This window comes from Corynebacterium pseudodiphtheriticum DSM 44287, assembly GCF_000688415.1.
Classification (GTDB): domain Bacteria; phylum Actinomycetota; class Actinomycetes; order Mycobacteriales; family Mycobacteriaceae; genus Corynebacterium; species Corynebacterium pseudodiphtheriticum.
In genome coordinates this window covers 87886-102878 of record NZ_JIAH01000012.1, presented here as the reverse complement: position 1 = coordinate 102878, position 14993 = coordinate 87886, and the positions used below count along the sequence as shown (strand labels likewise).

The following is a 14993-nucleotide window of genomic DNA, read 5'->3' as shown; positions in this document are numbered from 1 at the left end:
ATGGACAGACAACGCACCCAACAGGTTCTCCGCGCCCGAAACCGCAACCGGGTGCTGTTGTTTATTGTGCTCGTTTTCGCCTTGGTTTCCGGAACTATTGCTTCATTGGTCATCGGACAGTACACAATCCCTATCGGCGAACTGCCACGAATCCTGGCTGTTGGCCCGCTAGGGGTGAGTGCCATGGACGAGTCTGTGATTTGGCAGATCCGGTTGCCACGCCTGGTACTTGGGCTTTTGGTGGGCGCTGCGCTCGGTGTCGGTGGCGCGTTGATGCAGGCGGTGTTCGCCAACCCCTTGGCAGAACCGTCCGTCATCGGTGTAACAGCCGGAGCTGGGGTAGGGGCTTCGCTCGCGATTGTGCTGGGCATTAGCTGGTTTGGGGCTACGACGGTTCCCGTATTCGCATTCTTGAGCGGGCTGTTAACCACGTGGATGGTGTATCAACTTGCGCGTTTTGCCGGGCGCATCCGGGTGATCAACCTGGTTTTGGTTGGGATTGCGGTCAACGCGGTCGTAGGCGCTCTCATTTCATTTTTTATATTCATTGCCCCGACCAGCTCCCGCGAGCAGGTGGTGTTTTGGCAGATGGGTTCGCTCTCCGGTGCCAAGTGGGGACATATTTCTGTGGTGGCGGTGCTGATTGGTGCGGGTATCGCGGTTGCGCTGCTTCTCGTCGGCAAGCTGGATGTGTTGGCGCTGGGTGATCGTGCAGCTGGTCACGTGGGTATTGATGTCGCGCGGTTGCGGGTGCTGGCGTTGCTCTTAGCTACGCTTCTGACGGCGGGGGCGGTATCGTATGCCGGCCTGATTGGTTTTGTGGGTTTGGTGGTTCCACATATCATTCGCACGGTGGCTGGCCCGTCGAATGTGGTGTTACTGCCAGCTTCTGCCCTCGGTGGAGCGGCGCTGATTGTGCTGGCAGATACCGCCGCGCGCAGCATCATTGATTTTGCCGACCTGCCGATTGGTATTTTTACCGCGCTGGTAGGCGGGCCAACATTTTTCATTCTGTTGCGCGCGATGATGCGCCGGGGCGCGGTATAACGCCGCGCTAAGCAGTACGTGGTGCTCCGACGAATTTCGTGACCAGCGACGAATAAGCGCGCACGGTCAGTTCCAAGTCCTCCACAGCCAAGCATTCGTCGTGCGAATGCAGCTGCCGGTTTGCCTCAAACATCGTGCGTTCGCGCGCGTGCAGCGCAAAGCCATAACCGACCCCGCCCAACCGGCGGGCAAAACGCAGGTCAGAGCCTCCGGTGGCTAATACCGGAATGACGGGAACATCCGGGAAGAACTCGCCGATGGTCTGCACAATGGCCTCCCACAGCGGGCCCTCGGCTGGTGATTCCGAGGCCGGTTCGACGATCAAGTGCTCGATGGTGACGTCGTCGGCCAGATCGTCCAAACCTTCGCGGAGTAACTCGTCGATATCGTCTTGGGTTTGCCCAGGTAATGGGCGAATATCCATCTCTAAGTAAGCATCGGAAGGCAGCACATTGATGGCACCGCCTGCGCGCAGCACCGTCTGCGAAATAGTGGTGTGGGAAAACGCGTGTGCATAACCAGCAAGGTCGCCGAAAGCTTCGTAGGCCTCCTCTGAAGCGCCTGTGAGCAGTGCTTTCTCGGTAGCCTCATCGAAGCGGAACGCGCGCACGAACCCTTGCCAGGTCTCACTATCTAGCATTGGCGGGTTGATGTTGGCGATGCGGCGAGCCACCTCAGCGATCTTGACGACGGCAAAATCCTTGCCATAGGGCGTGGACCCATGCCCGGCATCACCACTGATGCGCACGCGCCGCTGGCCGGCACCTTTTTCACCAACGTTGATGACAATGGCATCCGAGCCATCACGCACCGGTAAATGCGAACCGCCGGTTTCGGAAAGGCAGTTCTTCCAAGAAAAGGCTTCGGGCCGGTGCTCGGAAATCCACTTAGCGCCGAAACCACCGCGGGCTTCTTCGTCAGCAAGCGCCACGAAAGTCAAGGTTCCGGCAGGTTGCCCGCGCCGGGCGATGTCACGGGTGACGGCGGCCATGGTTGCAGTAATAAACAGCATGTCCATCGCGCCACGGCCATAAATAAAACCGTCGATGACTTCACCGGCAAACGGCTGGGTGGCCCATTTTGGCTCGTCGACAGGCACGACATCGATGTGGCCGAGCAAGGTCAGCGGTTCGGCGTTCGGATCGGAGCCTTTCACTGTGACCGCGAGGGAAGTGCGCGTGGGGTGCGGCTCGAATTTCTCGGTGCGGATGCCGGGGGTATCGGCGAAAAACCTTTCCAGGGTGGCAACGTTGCGTTCTTCAGCGCCAGAATCAGCGGTGAGGTCATTGACGCAGCCGTTGCGGATGAGCTCCTGCAGCAGGGTGAAGGTGTCGTCGTAAAGGCTCATAAGCACCAGGGTAGTGCAGCGGTACGGGAGATGCTGCTAGTTCAGGTACTCGCTGGGAACGCCAAATTTGTGCAGCTGTGCGTCGTCCCAGCCAGCTTCTTCTTTGGCTTTTGCACAGACGTGGCGTAGCTGTTCAGCCTGGCTCGGCATACGACGCATGCTGCTGAGCAGCGTGGTGAGTGTTTCCGGGGTTTCGCTAAAGGCGGCCCAAGCGATCGCGGTGGCCATGTGCTCCAGGATGTATCCGCGGGGTTTGCTGGCATGCTTCGGCCGTGCGGTGCGTTTACCTCCGCCGCGTGGGCGGGCGTGCAATTCTTGGTGGCTAATGGAGGCAACTTCGCCATCCGGGTTTTTCAACATGCAGCTATACGGCACATTGCAGTAGCCGTCTTCTTCGATGGTGTGCAGGACCCATTCGACGAGTTCGTCGGAAAGCTCCACTTCAATATTGACGCCGTTGCGGCCAGGTTTGAGGTATTGGAAAGAGGCCGAGCGGGTCCAGACCTCAAAGCCAGAGCCTAAACGGCGCTGCAACAGGGTGCCGATCATGACATCGGCCATGGAAAATAGCGTGCCGCCGAAGGCGACGCCGTGCATGTTGACGTTTTTCCAGGTGCGGTTCCAAACAATTTTGGCGTAAGAGGCGTCGGCAGTTATTTCTGTGATGCGGATGCCGGAAGCTCGCAGGGGTGGCCAGAGATTTAATATGCGGCGCAGGCTGTCCGGGCTCGACATCATGCGTTTTACTAATCGTTTCTGTAACGAAAGTGGTTTTGTGGTGCGGTTTTGTGGGCTGATGATATTTTTTAATTTCACAGTTTTCTAGCTTACGCAAGTTGGCCTGGAGTTGTTCTAGGACACAATTGGGGGTGGATTCGATGGCTGGGGTGGTGTGTTAATTGAACGGTGTTTAAGTGCTGTGATTAGGATAACGGCATGAGCATTGTTGATATCGCCCGGGAAAAAGCACTGGAACAAGGCATTGGCCTGACCCAAGACGAACTCCTGCAGGTGTTGCAGGTTGATGATGAAACTCTGAAAGAAATCGCCGATGTTGCCCACCAAACCCGCCTGAAATGGTGCGGGCCTGATGTGGAAGTCGAAGGCATTATCTCGCTGAAAACCGGTGGTTGCCCAGAAGACTGCCACTTCTGCTCTCAGTCAGGTTTGTTTGAATCCCCCGTGCGTGCGGTACTGCTGAATATTAACGAGCTCATCGAAGCAGCCAAGCGCAACCAAAAGGTCGGCGCCACAGAATTTTGCATCGTTGCGGCCGTAAAGGGCCCGGACGAAAACCTTGTGCGTCAGGTGGAGCGTGCCATCCCGCGCATTAAAGAAGAAGTAGATATCGAAATTTCTTGCTCGCTAGGCACCGTCACCCGTGAGCAAGTGGAGCGTTTCAAGGCCGCCGGCGCGACTCGCTATAACCACAACCTGGAAACCGCACGTTCCCACTTCCCGAACGTCGTCACCACCCACACGTGGGAAGAACGCCGCGAAACCCTGCAAAACGTGCGCGATGCTGGGCTAGAGGTCTGCTCGGGCGGCATCATCGGCATGGGGGAAAGCCTGGAACAGCGTGCCGAATTCGCCGCGCAGCTGGCCGAAATCGAACCACGTGAAGTCCCGATGAACTTCCTGGACCCACGCCCAGGCACCCCGTTTGCGGATTATCCACTGGTTCCGCTCGGCGAAGCCCTGCGCGCTGTCGCCATGTTCCGCCTGGCCATGCCACGCACCGTCATCCGCTTCGCCGGCGGCCGTGAACTGTCCTTGGGCACCGAAGGCTTCGAAAAGGGCCTGCTCGGCGGCATTAATGCGATCATCGCCGGTAATTACTTGACGACGCTCGGTGAGCGCATCGAAACCGACCTGGAAACCCTGAACCGCATCGACCTACCAATCAAGGCGCTGTAGGCCGAAAATAGAGTTGTAGGCACAAACACCATGGCACGAGCAAAAGATCCCGCGCTGCAGACGAAAAACTCCCCGCTCGCGGTGGCAATGTGCAGCGACGACGAGCCAGTCTTTCACCCGAACACTGGCACGGAGATCGCTAGCGGCGAGGAAATCCGACTCAGTCCTTCCCAACAAGCAGGCTACGATGCTCCCCGGTTCTGCCAGTTGTGCGGACGGCGGATGAAAGTCCAGATCCGCCCCGACGGCTGGCACGCGGAATGCTCCCGGCACGGGCTGGTCGATTCCGAGTGGATCTTCGAAGCCCAACTACGCCGCAGGTTGGGCGCTGGTTAACGGCGGCTGATCTCAGCCCTAGATAAATTAGCCGTTAATTATGTGCAGGTGCTCCAGCCCCCAGCACTAGCCCCTAGACTGGCGGGCGTGAGTTCACTGTCGCAGGATTTCCGCCCACAACCAGCCTTCGTTTCCGAAGCCATCAACCGCGCCCACCGGGGCGCGGTCCGCTCCATGCAGCGGGTGGTGGAAGAAACCGGCACCCCACACCCCTACCCGGACGTCGTCGACAAGATCGTCGACCAGCTTCACCTAGGCCCAGCCATGGTGCTGACCGGGGCAGGGGTGTCCACTGATTCTGGGATCCCGGATTATCGCGGGCCCAAAGGCAAGATGAACACACACCGGCCGATGACTTACCAGGAATTTTGCCACGATCGGGCCGCCTCGCACAGGTATTGGGCGCGCAGTTTCATCGGCTGGCGACAGCTGGACCGGGCCGTACCCAACCGCACGCATTATGCGTTGGTGGAACTTGAACGTGCCGGGTTTGTCCGCGGGGTGCTGACGCAAAACGTGGACGGGCTGCATGCCGAGGCCGGGCAGCATAACGTGGTCGCGCTGCATGGGAATTTGGATACGGTTTCGTGTTTGGATTGCGGGTTGCGTGAACACCGCGACGGGTTGGATGCGCGCTTGGAAGCGGCGAACCCGGGATATTTGGAAACGTTATTATCGCAGGTCACACAGGTGAATCCGGATGGTGATGTGGATTTGCCGCAGTCTGCGGTGCAGCAGTTTCAGATGGTGGGTTGCCTGCGGTGTGATTCGGCGCGTTTGAAACCGGATGTGGTGTATTTCGGTGAGGCTGTACCGGAGGCGCGCAAGCAGCAGGCGCGAGCGATGGCGGCGGAATCGGCGTCGTTAATCGTGGCGGGTTCGTCACTGGCGGTGATGAGCGGTTACCGGTTTGTGCTGGACATGCTGGCTTCGGGCCGCCCGGTGGCGGTGATCAATGGTGGGCCGGGCCGTGCCGACGCCCGCGTGGATGTGCTATGGCGCACACAGGTGGGCCCGGCGTTTGATGATTTGTTGGATGCGCTTGGGCTTTAGGCACCGCGCTCTAGACTCCGTGCTCTAGGCGTCGGGTTTTAGGCTCCGTGTTTTGGGTTTTGCGCTTTAGATTTTGTGTTTTAGGTTTTCCTCGCTGGCGCCCTTTTTTAGCCCGGTGCGGATGATCGCCCGGACGTGTTTGTTCATGGGCAGGTCCTGGTGTTGCACATTGGCGCGCGGGATGATGTCTTGCACCCAGACGTTGCGTACTTGGTGTGCTGGACCGTTGAGAAAGCAGGTTTCTGGTGGCTGGACGACGGTGTCTTGCCGGCTGGCGATGCAGGTGTAGTCGACGCCGTCTTCTAGCTCGCCGCTGCTGCCGTGTGTGTTGGTGCCACTGCTGTCATCGCTGTTGCCGTCGCGGTCGTCGGCACCGTTGTTGAAGACCGCAAAGATTTCTGATCCGGTGATCTGCTGAAACCCAACTGGCCCGAACCAGTGCTGGATGAGCGAGTGCATGATGTTTTCTGTCAGATTGTTGGTCACCAGTGGGCTTAAGATTCCGCCCATGGTGGTGCCGTGGTTCGGTGCGCCGAGACTGACCAGGTGTTTGACGTAGCGGGCTTGGCCACTGGTGCGCATCCAGTAGCGGGCCAGCAGCCCGCCTTGGGAATGTCCGATGAGGATGACTTGTTCGGCTCCGGTGATGGTGCGTACCGCCTCGATATAGGCCCCGAGCTGAACCGCGGATTCTTCCATGGCGGCGGTGCCGCGCTTGCCGTAGTCCGGGGCGAACACGCACCAGCCGTCGGCACGCAGCTCGGTGCCGAGTTCTTGCCACACGCCTTTCGTATCGACGGTGCCGTGGATCAGGATGACCGGCCATGGTTTGTCTGCGCTGGGGCGGGCGGACCAGTCGTCTTCGAAGACGCCGCGTGGCTTAAAGCGTGCGCCGAGCGGCAGGTGGCGGGAGCTATCGAAGTTGTAATCGGATTTTTCCGCGGTTTGCGGGCCGTCCTCTGGTTCTGGAGCGTTTTCTGATTCTTGGTCGGTGGCGGCGTGATGGTGGTCGTGTTTGCCACGCAGGTTCAGCGATTCTGCGATTTCGGCAACGACGCTTTCTGGGATTGTGCTGGCGCTGACTTCCGTGGCGTGATGCGCTAGTGGTTCGGGGAGTTTGGAGGCGGGCACACTGAACGACGGTGAGGTCAGTTCCGTCCACTGTTGGCTTAGGTGCCTGCGCAGCGAGTTTTTCAGCCGGGTGAGTGAGTTGCTGACGGATTCGGTGAACGATTCCGTGCTCTGTCCAGTGTTCTGTTCCGTGCTCTGTCCAGTGTTCTGTTCCGTGCCGTGTTTCCTGCTGCGTTTCGCGCCGCGCTTCCTGTCTGTCATGGCGAATGTCCAACTTCCTCGGATTGAAGATGAGCCCCATTGTAGAGCGTAGGTTGTTTTGTTCGGGATGCGTTCCGGAAGATTGGAAACAGTAGACGTGATGTTGCAGCCCGCTGAACAGCGACGATGTGCTGGTATCAATCTTTTGTACAGGGTCGATGAATAAAAAGAATGAAAGATTTACTACTAGGGTTGACAACCCTAACTTTGACGCCTAAAGTGAGGGTTACCTCAAGGGGTGATGGAGGAGCAAGCTCCGGCTCAACCATCTAAAATAATCAGTCATGGGAATAGGAACAACCGTCGGCGAGAGTCGGCGGTTGTTCCTTTTTGTCTATTAACCCCCGTATAACCCTCTTTATTTGTGATTCTCGGGATATGTGAGGGATATGCGACAAAGCGGGGGTGTGCGACAAGCTGGGGTTAAGTAGCAAAAGTGTGTCTGGTCGGGGCGTCGACCGGCGTATTGTGCCTTTTTTGCAAATAGTGGACGAAAAAGGCCGCTTTTAACAGGCCTATTTGCAAAAAAGACACAAGATTCAGGTAAATAGCAGCGTTAAGTAGCACGACCAGTGATTGCCGAACCTTCAAGATAGCCAATCCTGGGCTTTTGTGGCACGCGTCGGCAGTCTGTAATACTTCTTTCGTAACCCAAAAGCCTAGTAAGCAAATACTTATATATCTACTTCGAGGAGGTTTTCTTGTGGCTTCCACAGCGAAAGTGCCACTAACTTTCGCCGAACTCGCCCCGGAGGAATCGCCAGACCTGGTGTATTTCTCCAGTGTTTCTGAAAACACGCACCGGTTCGTTCAAAAACTAGGCCGTCCTGCAGTACGCATCCCCGTGCACCCACGAAAAGAGGGCATGATCCGGGTTTCACGCCCGTTTGTCCTGGTCACCCCGACCTATGGCGGCGGCGATCGTCGTCGTGCCGTACCCAAGCAGGTTATTGCGTTTCTTAACGACGAAATTAACCGTGGTTTCATCCGCGGTGTCATTACGTCGGGAAACACCAATTTCGGCTCCGATTTTTGTATTGCCGGAGCAATCATCTCATCTAAATGCCAGGTTCCCGAGCTCTATCACTATGAGCTGTTGGGCACAGACCGCGACGCTGCAGTTGTGCGCGAAGGCCTGGATAAATTCTGGAAGGAGCAGTAATTAATGACCATCTATGACTATTCCGCCACTCCAACGGCGTTTCGCGACGACCCCACGGTGCGCCTGCGGCCGGTGAACTGGAACCGGACCCAGGACGAGAAGGACTTGGAGGTGTGGAACCGTCTGACCTCGAATTTCTGGTTGCCGGAAAAGGTGCCGCTGTCTAATGATCATTCTGATTGGCGCAATCTCAGTGAGATTGAGCGCGAGCTGACAATGAAGGTGTTCACCGGTTTGACCATGCTGGATACCGTGCAGGCGTCGGTTGGTGAGGTGAGCCAGATTCAGGATGCGCGCACCGAACACGAAGAAGCTGTCTATACCAATATTGCTTTCATGCAGGCGGTGCATGCGAAGTCTTATTCTTCCGTGTTTTCCACGCTCTCGAACACCACAGAAATCGATGCGGCCTATAAGTGGGCCGTGGATAACGACGTGTTGCAGGCCCGGTCGAAAGCCGTGCTCAAGCACTACTACGGTGATAGCACTCTCAAGCGCAAGGCGGCCGCCACGCTGCTGTCGTCGTTTTCCCTGTATGCCGGGTTCTACCTGCCGCTGTATTTCGCAGCCCGCGGCAAGCTGACCAATACTGCTGATATGGTTCGGCTCATTTTGCGCGATAAGGCTGTGCACGGCTACTACTCGGGCTATAAATTCCAGCGTGGTTTAGAAACCTACGACGAGGTGTTGCAGACGGAAATCAAAGATTTCGTCTATGTGCTTCTCGACGAACTCTATGAACTGGAGCTGAGCTATTCGGAGGAGCTTTACCGTCCTTTGGGTCTTTACGACGAGGTTGTGAAGTTCATCCACTACAACGCTAATAAGGCGCTGATGAATCTGGGTCTGCCCCAGCGGTTCAGCACCGAAGAGGCCACGGTGAAACCAGAGATCCTGGCCGCGCTCACTCCGGGCTCGGATGAAAACCACGATTTCTTTTCTGGTTCTGGGTCTTCGTATGTCATTGGTAAGGCCGAAGAAACCGAAGACGACGACTGGGATTTCTAAGACGTAGTTGCGGGTGAGATTCCCTGTCTGGGGAATCTCGGTGAGTTTTGCGCTGCCACAAGCACCTGGCCCCATTTTTAGGGGTATCCGGGGGTATACCTGCAAGCTAATCCTTACTTATTTTTAATCTCTAGGTTAACCTTTCCTCGGTTATGTAAGTGCAAGCTATTGTATTTCGAGGAGATGATTGTGGCAGCTAAAAAATCCCGCCGGATTAGCTCGGTGGGTATCGCGCTGGGACTGTTCAGTTTGGTACCTGCTTTAACCCCGATTGCCGGGGCGCAGACAGGGCAACCGGCAATCGGTGCCGAACAAGCACAGAATGTTGCTACCGAAAACGGCGCTACTGAAAACATGGTCCCGGAAAACGGTAAAGGTAGCTTGAACTGGGCATTGCGTGATTCGTTCCTGCGCTATTCCTTGGGCGCAACCAACGTTGGTGACGGTGCCACCAAGATCTACTCCAACGGCACCACGACGCCATCGTCGGAAAGCGACACCGTTGAGCAGTACTACAAGTTCAACTTGAAAAACGCGAGCTTCGAGGACGCGACTCACATCACTCGAGCGGAATTTGAAGGTAGCATCGAATACTTCAAGTACTGCGAGGGGAAGCCAGCGCAGCGTGGCAACTGCTCGTTGGAGCTGACCATCAAAGATCCCACCATCGTGTTGAGCCCAGAAGGCTCCTACGTGGAAGCAGATGTGCGTTCTAAGCAGTACCCAAGTGGCGAAATCTTCGAAAAAGAAGACGCTAAAATTGCGAATGCTTGGACCAAGACCGCTAAGTTCGAAGAAAAAGATGGCAAGGTCTCTTGGGAAGGCATCAACACCTCGCTGACTGAAGATGGCGTGCGCACGTTCTCGAACTTCTATGATTTGGGTGGCCCGCTGGCTCCGTTGAGCTTCGAATATGAGGGTAAGGGCGCCCGTCCGGGTAATGATTCGGCACCACTGACCATTGGCGACAAATTTGTCTCTGCACACGAAGCTAACGAAGACACCATGATTGGGCTGCAAGATTATGTGGTGCTTGCGACGCGGAAAGGCGCCAACCACTCAACGCTGGAGCTCATTGATCCTGCAACGATGCAGTCGTTGGGGGAATTGCAACGACCGCTTCCATATAATGAATCGCAGCTTTATACCAAGGGGGCTGGCAATCGGATTTACTGGGTCGAAGGGCAGACCCTGAAGGCCGCAACCGCGTCTGCAGAGGGCTGGTCTGATCCGATGGCCGTTGCTGAAGGCGTTGGTGTCGAGCCTGCCGGTATTGCTTACGATGCTGCCAACGATCGAGTAGGAATTATCGCACGCGGCACCAACGATAATGACTCCACGTTGACCTGGGTCACGGCTTCTGGTGAAAAAACGACTGCGACACTGACCGCACCTCAAGATGTGGTGAAAACCCATGATGAAGAACTCTTCTTGTACGGCAATGGCTACAACCGCGACCTTTATGGTGAAATCGGCAATATTTCGCTTCCTACCCAGATGAACGTTATGCCGGATGGCAATATCCTTTATTTGCCTGCCAGTGCAGTCAATTTGAAAAATGGAAGCTATCGTGTGCCACCGCTGCTGATTCATCCGGACGGTACGGCGAAGCTTGCGGACGGCGGCACAGAGATGGGAACGCCGGGAAATGGTGCGAATTACGCCACCGAGATGGCAACTGATGGCAATAACGTAGCTTTTTATAGCCAAGACCACCACAATTCTGGGATGCAGTTCTTCCGTTATGAAGATGGCGTGTTAAAACCGCAGTCTGAGCGGGGTGTGGTTGGTGACCTGAAGAAAGTGTCTGAGGTTGCGTTCGTGGGTGACAAAGCGCTGGTTACTAATGAGGCAACCTCGCAGTTGAGCTGGGTTAATCCAGAAACCCGGGAAATCATTGAGAATATCTCACTGCCGAACCAAAAAGATACCGCGAAAAAGCACCGCAACCTGTTGCAGTGGAAAGATCATTTGTTCGCTTATTCCATCGAGACGAACAACGAGACCTATCTCGAAAATGCTGCTATCCTGCGTCTGGATTCCACTGATCCACAGGTCGGTGACCACACTGACCAGGTAGAGCCACCAGCGCCTGCTGAGCCAGAAAAGCCGGAAACCCCAGAAAATCCACAAAAGCCAGGAGCTGAAGCGGAAGGACAAACTGGGGCTGAAGACAAGAAACCAGCTGAGCCGAGCAAGCCTTCTGAGGAAGCCAAGCCAGCAGGCGAGCAGGCCACGGAAGCTAAGCCTGGTGAAGATTCCGCTGCAGAATCCACCACCGAGCCTGAGCAGAAAGAAAAGCCTGCTGATTCCAAGAAATCTAAGGACGACAAGAAGTCGCAGTCTATTTGGGAGCGTATTTCTGGACTGTTCTCGAATGGCCTTGAGAAGATCGCCAGGTTCTTCAACTGGCTATTCTCGCTGCCACGCGTTTGGTTTTCCTCTTAACGCATAAGTTAAATGTATGTGGCGTTTTAGGTGCGCGCATGCAGGCTAGTTTTGCGCCACCTTTGGGTAGGTAGTAATTCTGGCCGGGGCGTCGAAAAGCATCGGCGCCCTTTTTCTTTTCGCCTCCCGACATTTTGCTTATAGGCAGCCTAAATAATAATGTGTGTTGGTTAGTATTGTTAGGCGTAGCTTAAAATACTATGATTAATTTGTGCGCTTTGCGCATTCCTCTATCAAAATCCTTTCAGAAAGGAACTACTTTGCGAGCCAATTTCCGGGCAGGACGGATCGTTCTTTCTGCCTTGACAGCCTCATCCATCATGTTGGGTGCAGGCGCTGCTGCTACAGCCGCACCAGCTGAAACCCCAGATGCGGTAGCCCCACAGTCAGCACAGCCAGCTTCCGTGCCGGACGTAAACCACGGATGTAAAGTTCCAGAAACATTGGACCAGCGGAAATCCAATGTGCAACTGGACGTCACCTACTCGCCAGAGCCAATTGACCCTACACAGGAAACGAAATTCCAATTCAAGGGCAAAGGCTACGATGCAAATACCGAACCCGCGTCACGGCACGGTGTTTATCTCATCATCATTGATAACGCGAAGTGGAAGCTGAACAAGTGCTTGGGCATCTCGGGCCAGGGCGATGGCTTGGTCGAGCGTTGGATTACCCGTGCAGAGATGAAAGACGGGGAATGGGAAAAAGAAATTGTAGTTCCACCAGAGACTTTCCAGCCTGGTAAGACATACACCGTCGGCGTTGCAGCCGCACACGGCCCAGTGTTGACTGAACGTTACTTTGACCGCGGCATCAATATTAAAATTCCGGATGCTCCGAAGATCGACAAGATCGCTGCTCCCACGAACTTGAAGGCAGAGGTCGACGCACGGAATAACGTCAAGCTGAATTGGGAGTTTGAGCACAATCTGCCGAATATGCGCTGGCGCACGACATTGCAGTGTATCACCAGTTGTGATCGTATTTTCAAAAAAACTCGGCAGTATGACGTCAACTCTGGCGTAGCCCGGGAATACACTTTCGCGGATTCTGACCCAGGTGTATATATCGCTGAGGTTGAAGCCAACCGTCAGAGTGGTGGCAAATGGGAACCCCTCGGCAAGACTGTCTCGGAGCCATTCGCTGTCGGTGCAGGAATCAGCGTTCCCGAATATGTCACCAATGCAGAAGCTGCAAAGGCCAAGTTGGCGGAGCTGGAGGCAACCGCGGCTGAGACGCAGCAAAAGTCTGCTGAGCTGGCAGCTCAGGTTGAAAGCCAGGCTGAATTGATTGCAAAGCTGCAGAGCGAGTACGTCAAAGCCAAAGAATCTGGTGAAGCGCAGGAATCTAAGGTTGCTGAAGTAACCGCTGAGCTGGAGAAAGAACAGGCCGCAAAGCAGGAGCTCGAGCAGAAGCTTGCCGACGCGGAGCAGGCAAAGCAGGCTGCGCAGACTGAGCTTGCAGCCACCAAACAAGAGGTGGAGAAGGTCTCGCAGAAGCTGGCTGAGGTAGAGAAATCGGTCGCAGAAGCCAATAAGAAGACGCAAACAGGTTCGAGTACTGGTGATGCTGGCGTCCAGACTCCTTCTGCACAGCAGAATGACTCCGGCTCCAGCAATGGTGAGGGATCCTTCTTTGATACCGTCGCGAAGTATTTTGAAAACGGTGGATTCTTCGGTGCCTTGGGTGGAACCGTATTCAAGATCTTGCAACACATCTTCGGTTCACTGCGTTCTTTGCTGCAGTTCTAAAGTATGACTAAAGCACTGCAAGGTTGTTGTGAACTACTTGATGTCGTGATCTGCTAGTTAGACGGCAGTGTCGCTTATCCGGGGTCTGTATTCAGGCCCCGGATTTGTCATTTTGTGTAAACATGCAAAAGGCGGGTAAACCCTGTTAAAGGGCTTACCCGCCGAGTGCGTACCGTTCAGGATTGCTTATTTATGCTGAGCCAGGAGGTTTCAGCAGTTTTAGATCTTGAATGGCAAGTTATTCATGAAGTGCTGAAACTGTGGGCCGAATACCTTGTGGAACAGGTTGCCGATCATCGTGGCCATGCCAGCGAAGGTTGCTAGACCAAGAGCAACGTTGAAGAACTGCTGTAGCTTGCTCAGGCCCTTGTTATCAGCAGGGTTGCTGCTGAAGTCTGCACCCAGCGAGGAACCAGGAGCCTCTGGCTTTGCTTCTTCTTTGCCTGGAGTGGTGTCGGCGCCTGGCTTCTTGTCTGCTGGAGGTTGCTTCTTATCCTGCTGTTTGTCTCCAGGTTTTGCGCCTTCTTCCTGCTTATCGTTTGGTTGCTTCTCGCTCGGCTGTTTGTCGTTGGGCTTTTCTGGTTTTACAGGAGGCTGAGCAGGGGCCTGTGCAGGAGGGTTAGCGCCTTCTTGCGGCTGGTTACCCTCTGGAGCGGTGTTGTCTTTTGGTTTGTCCAAGCAGGTGTTTTTGACGTTCAGCTCAACATTAACGTCATCGAGCTCTGGCTTATAGTCGTCGTTGTAGATTCCCATGAAGATGAGATCGACACCTTGGAGAATGCCTTTGTAGGAATCTGTTCCTGGTTGTGGGGTATAGCGAAGGTTGGTGCCGGACATCGTCAGAGTGTTGTTATCGCGAGTCCAACCGGTGGTTGTACCCTGGCCGAACTCTCCTTCGCCGGTGCGTTGATTCGCCTCGATGCGATCTTCCGGCTTGTATTCGGTCATGCTTTTGCCTTCAACGTAATAACCGACGTAACCTGTGCCTGGCTTCACCGTTGTTCCTTCGGTTTTCACATAAGGCGATTTCATCTGCGTGTACAAAGCGCCATGGTGGCCTTCGAAGGTTAGAGTGGAATCTTTGGTCCGAATCTCGGAATTAGCAACGTTGCCAGCGTTGTCGAGCTCGATTTTGGAAGCCTGTGGGTCCACGTCAAAGTGGAACTGAAAATCTTTTTGGCGTTGAGCTTGTTTCTCGGTGCTGTCTTGTTCGACTGCGCCTGCAGCGGTCCAAGAACCTCTAGCGATCGGCCCGTTGATGTAGTTACGGAAGGATTCTTTAATGCCCCAGTGAATTTTGCCGTCGACGATTTCGACGCCTGGGTTCTGGCAGGTATTAGCGGCGTTACCCTGGGCATCCTGGGCATAAGCTGCTGGCGTCAGAGCGCCGCCGATGACTGCCAGACCAACACAGAGGGAAGCTCCCAGGGAAAATTTATTCTTCATGTAATCTCCTCGAAGAAATGACCGGTTTAGACAAGGAAAAGTTTAGAATATTTAGGGCAGGTTCACAATAGAGTGATTAGGTAAGGTGTCACTTGTGGGGGTAATCAATTTAGGGTGTCCGTACCTAAAGATTTCGGCCCCCATT

12 protein-coding genes are annotated in these 14993 nt (G+C 55.1%); 8 read left to right on the top strand and 4 right to left on the bottom strand.

Features of this window, described 5'->3' with window-relative positions; all coding sequences use genetic code 11:
* Nucleotides 1–1047 (top strand): FecCD family ABC transporter permease, encoded by a 1047-nt coding sequence (locus tag O146_RS0110070; RefSeq protein ID WP_027018384.1) that lies wholly within the window; start codon nt 1–3, stop codon nt 1045–1047.
* 7 nt (nt 1048–1054) lie between these two features.
* On the opposite strand, the gene O146_RS0110065 is transcribed toward O146_RS0110070, so the two are convergent.
* Both O146_RS0110065 and O146_RS0110060 read right to left on the bottom strand, forming a co-directional pair.
* Nucleotides 1055–2395 carry a M20/M25/M40 family metallo-hydrolase gene (locus tag O146_RS0110065; RefSeq protein WP_027018383.1) on the bottom strand — a complete coding sequence of 447 codons (1341 nt, stop codon included), beginning with the start codon at nt 2393–2395 and terminating at the stop codon, nt 1055–1057.
* 36 nt (nt 2396–2431) lie between these two features.
* A complete protein-coding gene (locus tag O146_RS0110060) occupies nt 2432–3133 on the bottom strand; it encodes a PaaI family thioesterase (protein WP_167593127.1) in 702 nt (233 codons plus the stop codon).
* 198 nt (nt 3134–3331) lie between these two features.
* On the opposite strand from O146_RS0110060, the gene bioB reads away from it, so the two are divergent.
* The 3 genes from bioB to O146_RS0110045 all read left to right on the top strand — a co-directional run bounded on the left by bioB (nt 3332) and on the right by O146_RS0110045 (nt 5701).
* Nucleotides 3332–4312 (top strand): biotin synthase BioB, encoded by a 981-nt coding sequence (gene bioB / locus O146_RS0110055; RefSeq protein ID WP_023018607.1) that lies wholly within the window; start codon nt 3332–3334, stop codon nt 4310–4312.
* 87 nt (nt 4313–4399) lie between these two features.
* The gene (bsaP, locus tag O146_RS0110050) at nt 4400–4648 is read left to right on the top strand and encodes a biotin synthase auxiliary protein BsaP (RefSeq protein ID WP_369707187.1); all 249 of its coding nucleotides are present in this window, start codon (nt 4400–4402) and stop codon (nt 4646–4648) included.
* Nucleotides 4649–4735: 87 nt separating this feature from the next.
* On the top strand, nt 4736–5701 hold the full coding sequence (locus O146_RS0110045) for a Sir2 family NAD-dependent protein deacetylase (protein ID WP_126850135.1): 966 nt from the start codon (nt 4736–4738) through the stop codon (nt 5699–5701).
* A 66-nt stretch (nt 5702–5767) separates the two neighbouring features.
* Here the strand turns inward: O146_RS0110045 and O146_RS11930 are convergent, their stop codons facing one another.
* Nucleotides 5768–7033, bottom strand: a complete 1266-nt coding sequence (locus O146_RS11930) for an esterase/lipase family protein (RefSeq protein WP_023018605.1) — start codon at nt 7031–7033, stop codon at nt 5768–5770.
* Nucleotides 7034–7736: 703 nt separating this feature from the next.
* Between O146_RS11930 and nrdI the strand changes: the two genes are divergently transcribed.
* The 4 genes from nrdI to O146_RS11925 all read left to right on the top strand — a co-directional run bounded on the left by nrdI (nt 7737) and on the right by O146_RS11925 (nt 13402).
* On the top strand, nt 7737–8195 hold the full coding sequence (gene nrdI, locus O146_RS0110035) for a class Ib ribonucleoside-diphosphate reductase assembly flavoprotein NrdI (protein WP_021352853.1): 459 nt from the start codon (nt 7737–7739) through the stop codon (nt 8193–8195).
* Nucleotides 8196–8198: 3 nt separating this feature from the next.
* Nucleotides 8199–9203 carry a class 1b ribonucleoside-diphosphate reductase subunit beta gene (gene nrdF / locus O146_RS0110030; protein ID WP_051619400.1) on the top strand — a complete coding sequence of 335 codons (1005 nt, stop codon included), beginning with the start codon at nt 8199–8201 and terminating at the stop codon, nt 9201–9203.
* A gap of 189 nt (nt 9204–9392) precedes the next feature.
* Nucleotides 9393–11651, top strand: coding sequence for an HtaA domain-containing protein (locus O146_RS0110025; protein WP_027018379.1), 2259 nt, complete (start codon nt 9393–9395; stop codon nt 11649–11651).
* A gap of 260 nt (nt 11652–11911) precedes the next feature.
* On the top strand, nt 11912–13402 hold the full coding sequence (locus tag O146_RS11925; protein ID WP_155896270.1) for a hypothetical protein: 1491 nt from the start codon (nt 11912–11914) through the stop codon (nt 13400–13402).
* Nucleotides 13403–13621: 219 nt separating this feature from the next.
* On the opposite strand, the gene O146_RS12265 is transcribed toward O146_RS11925, so the two are convergent.
* Complete coding sequence (locus O146_RS12265) at nt 13622–14848, bottom strand: HtaA domain-containing protein (RefSeq protein WP_051619399.1); 1227 nt, start codon at nt 14846–14848, stop codon at nt 13622–13624.
* Between the last annotated feature and the right edge of the window lie 145 nt (nt 14849–14993).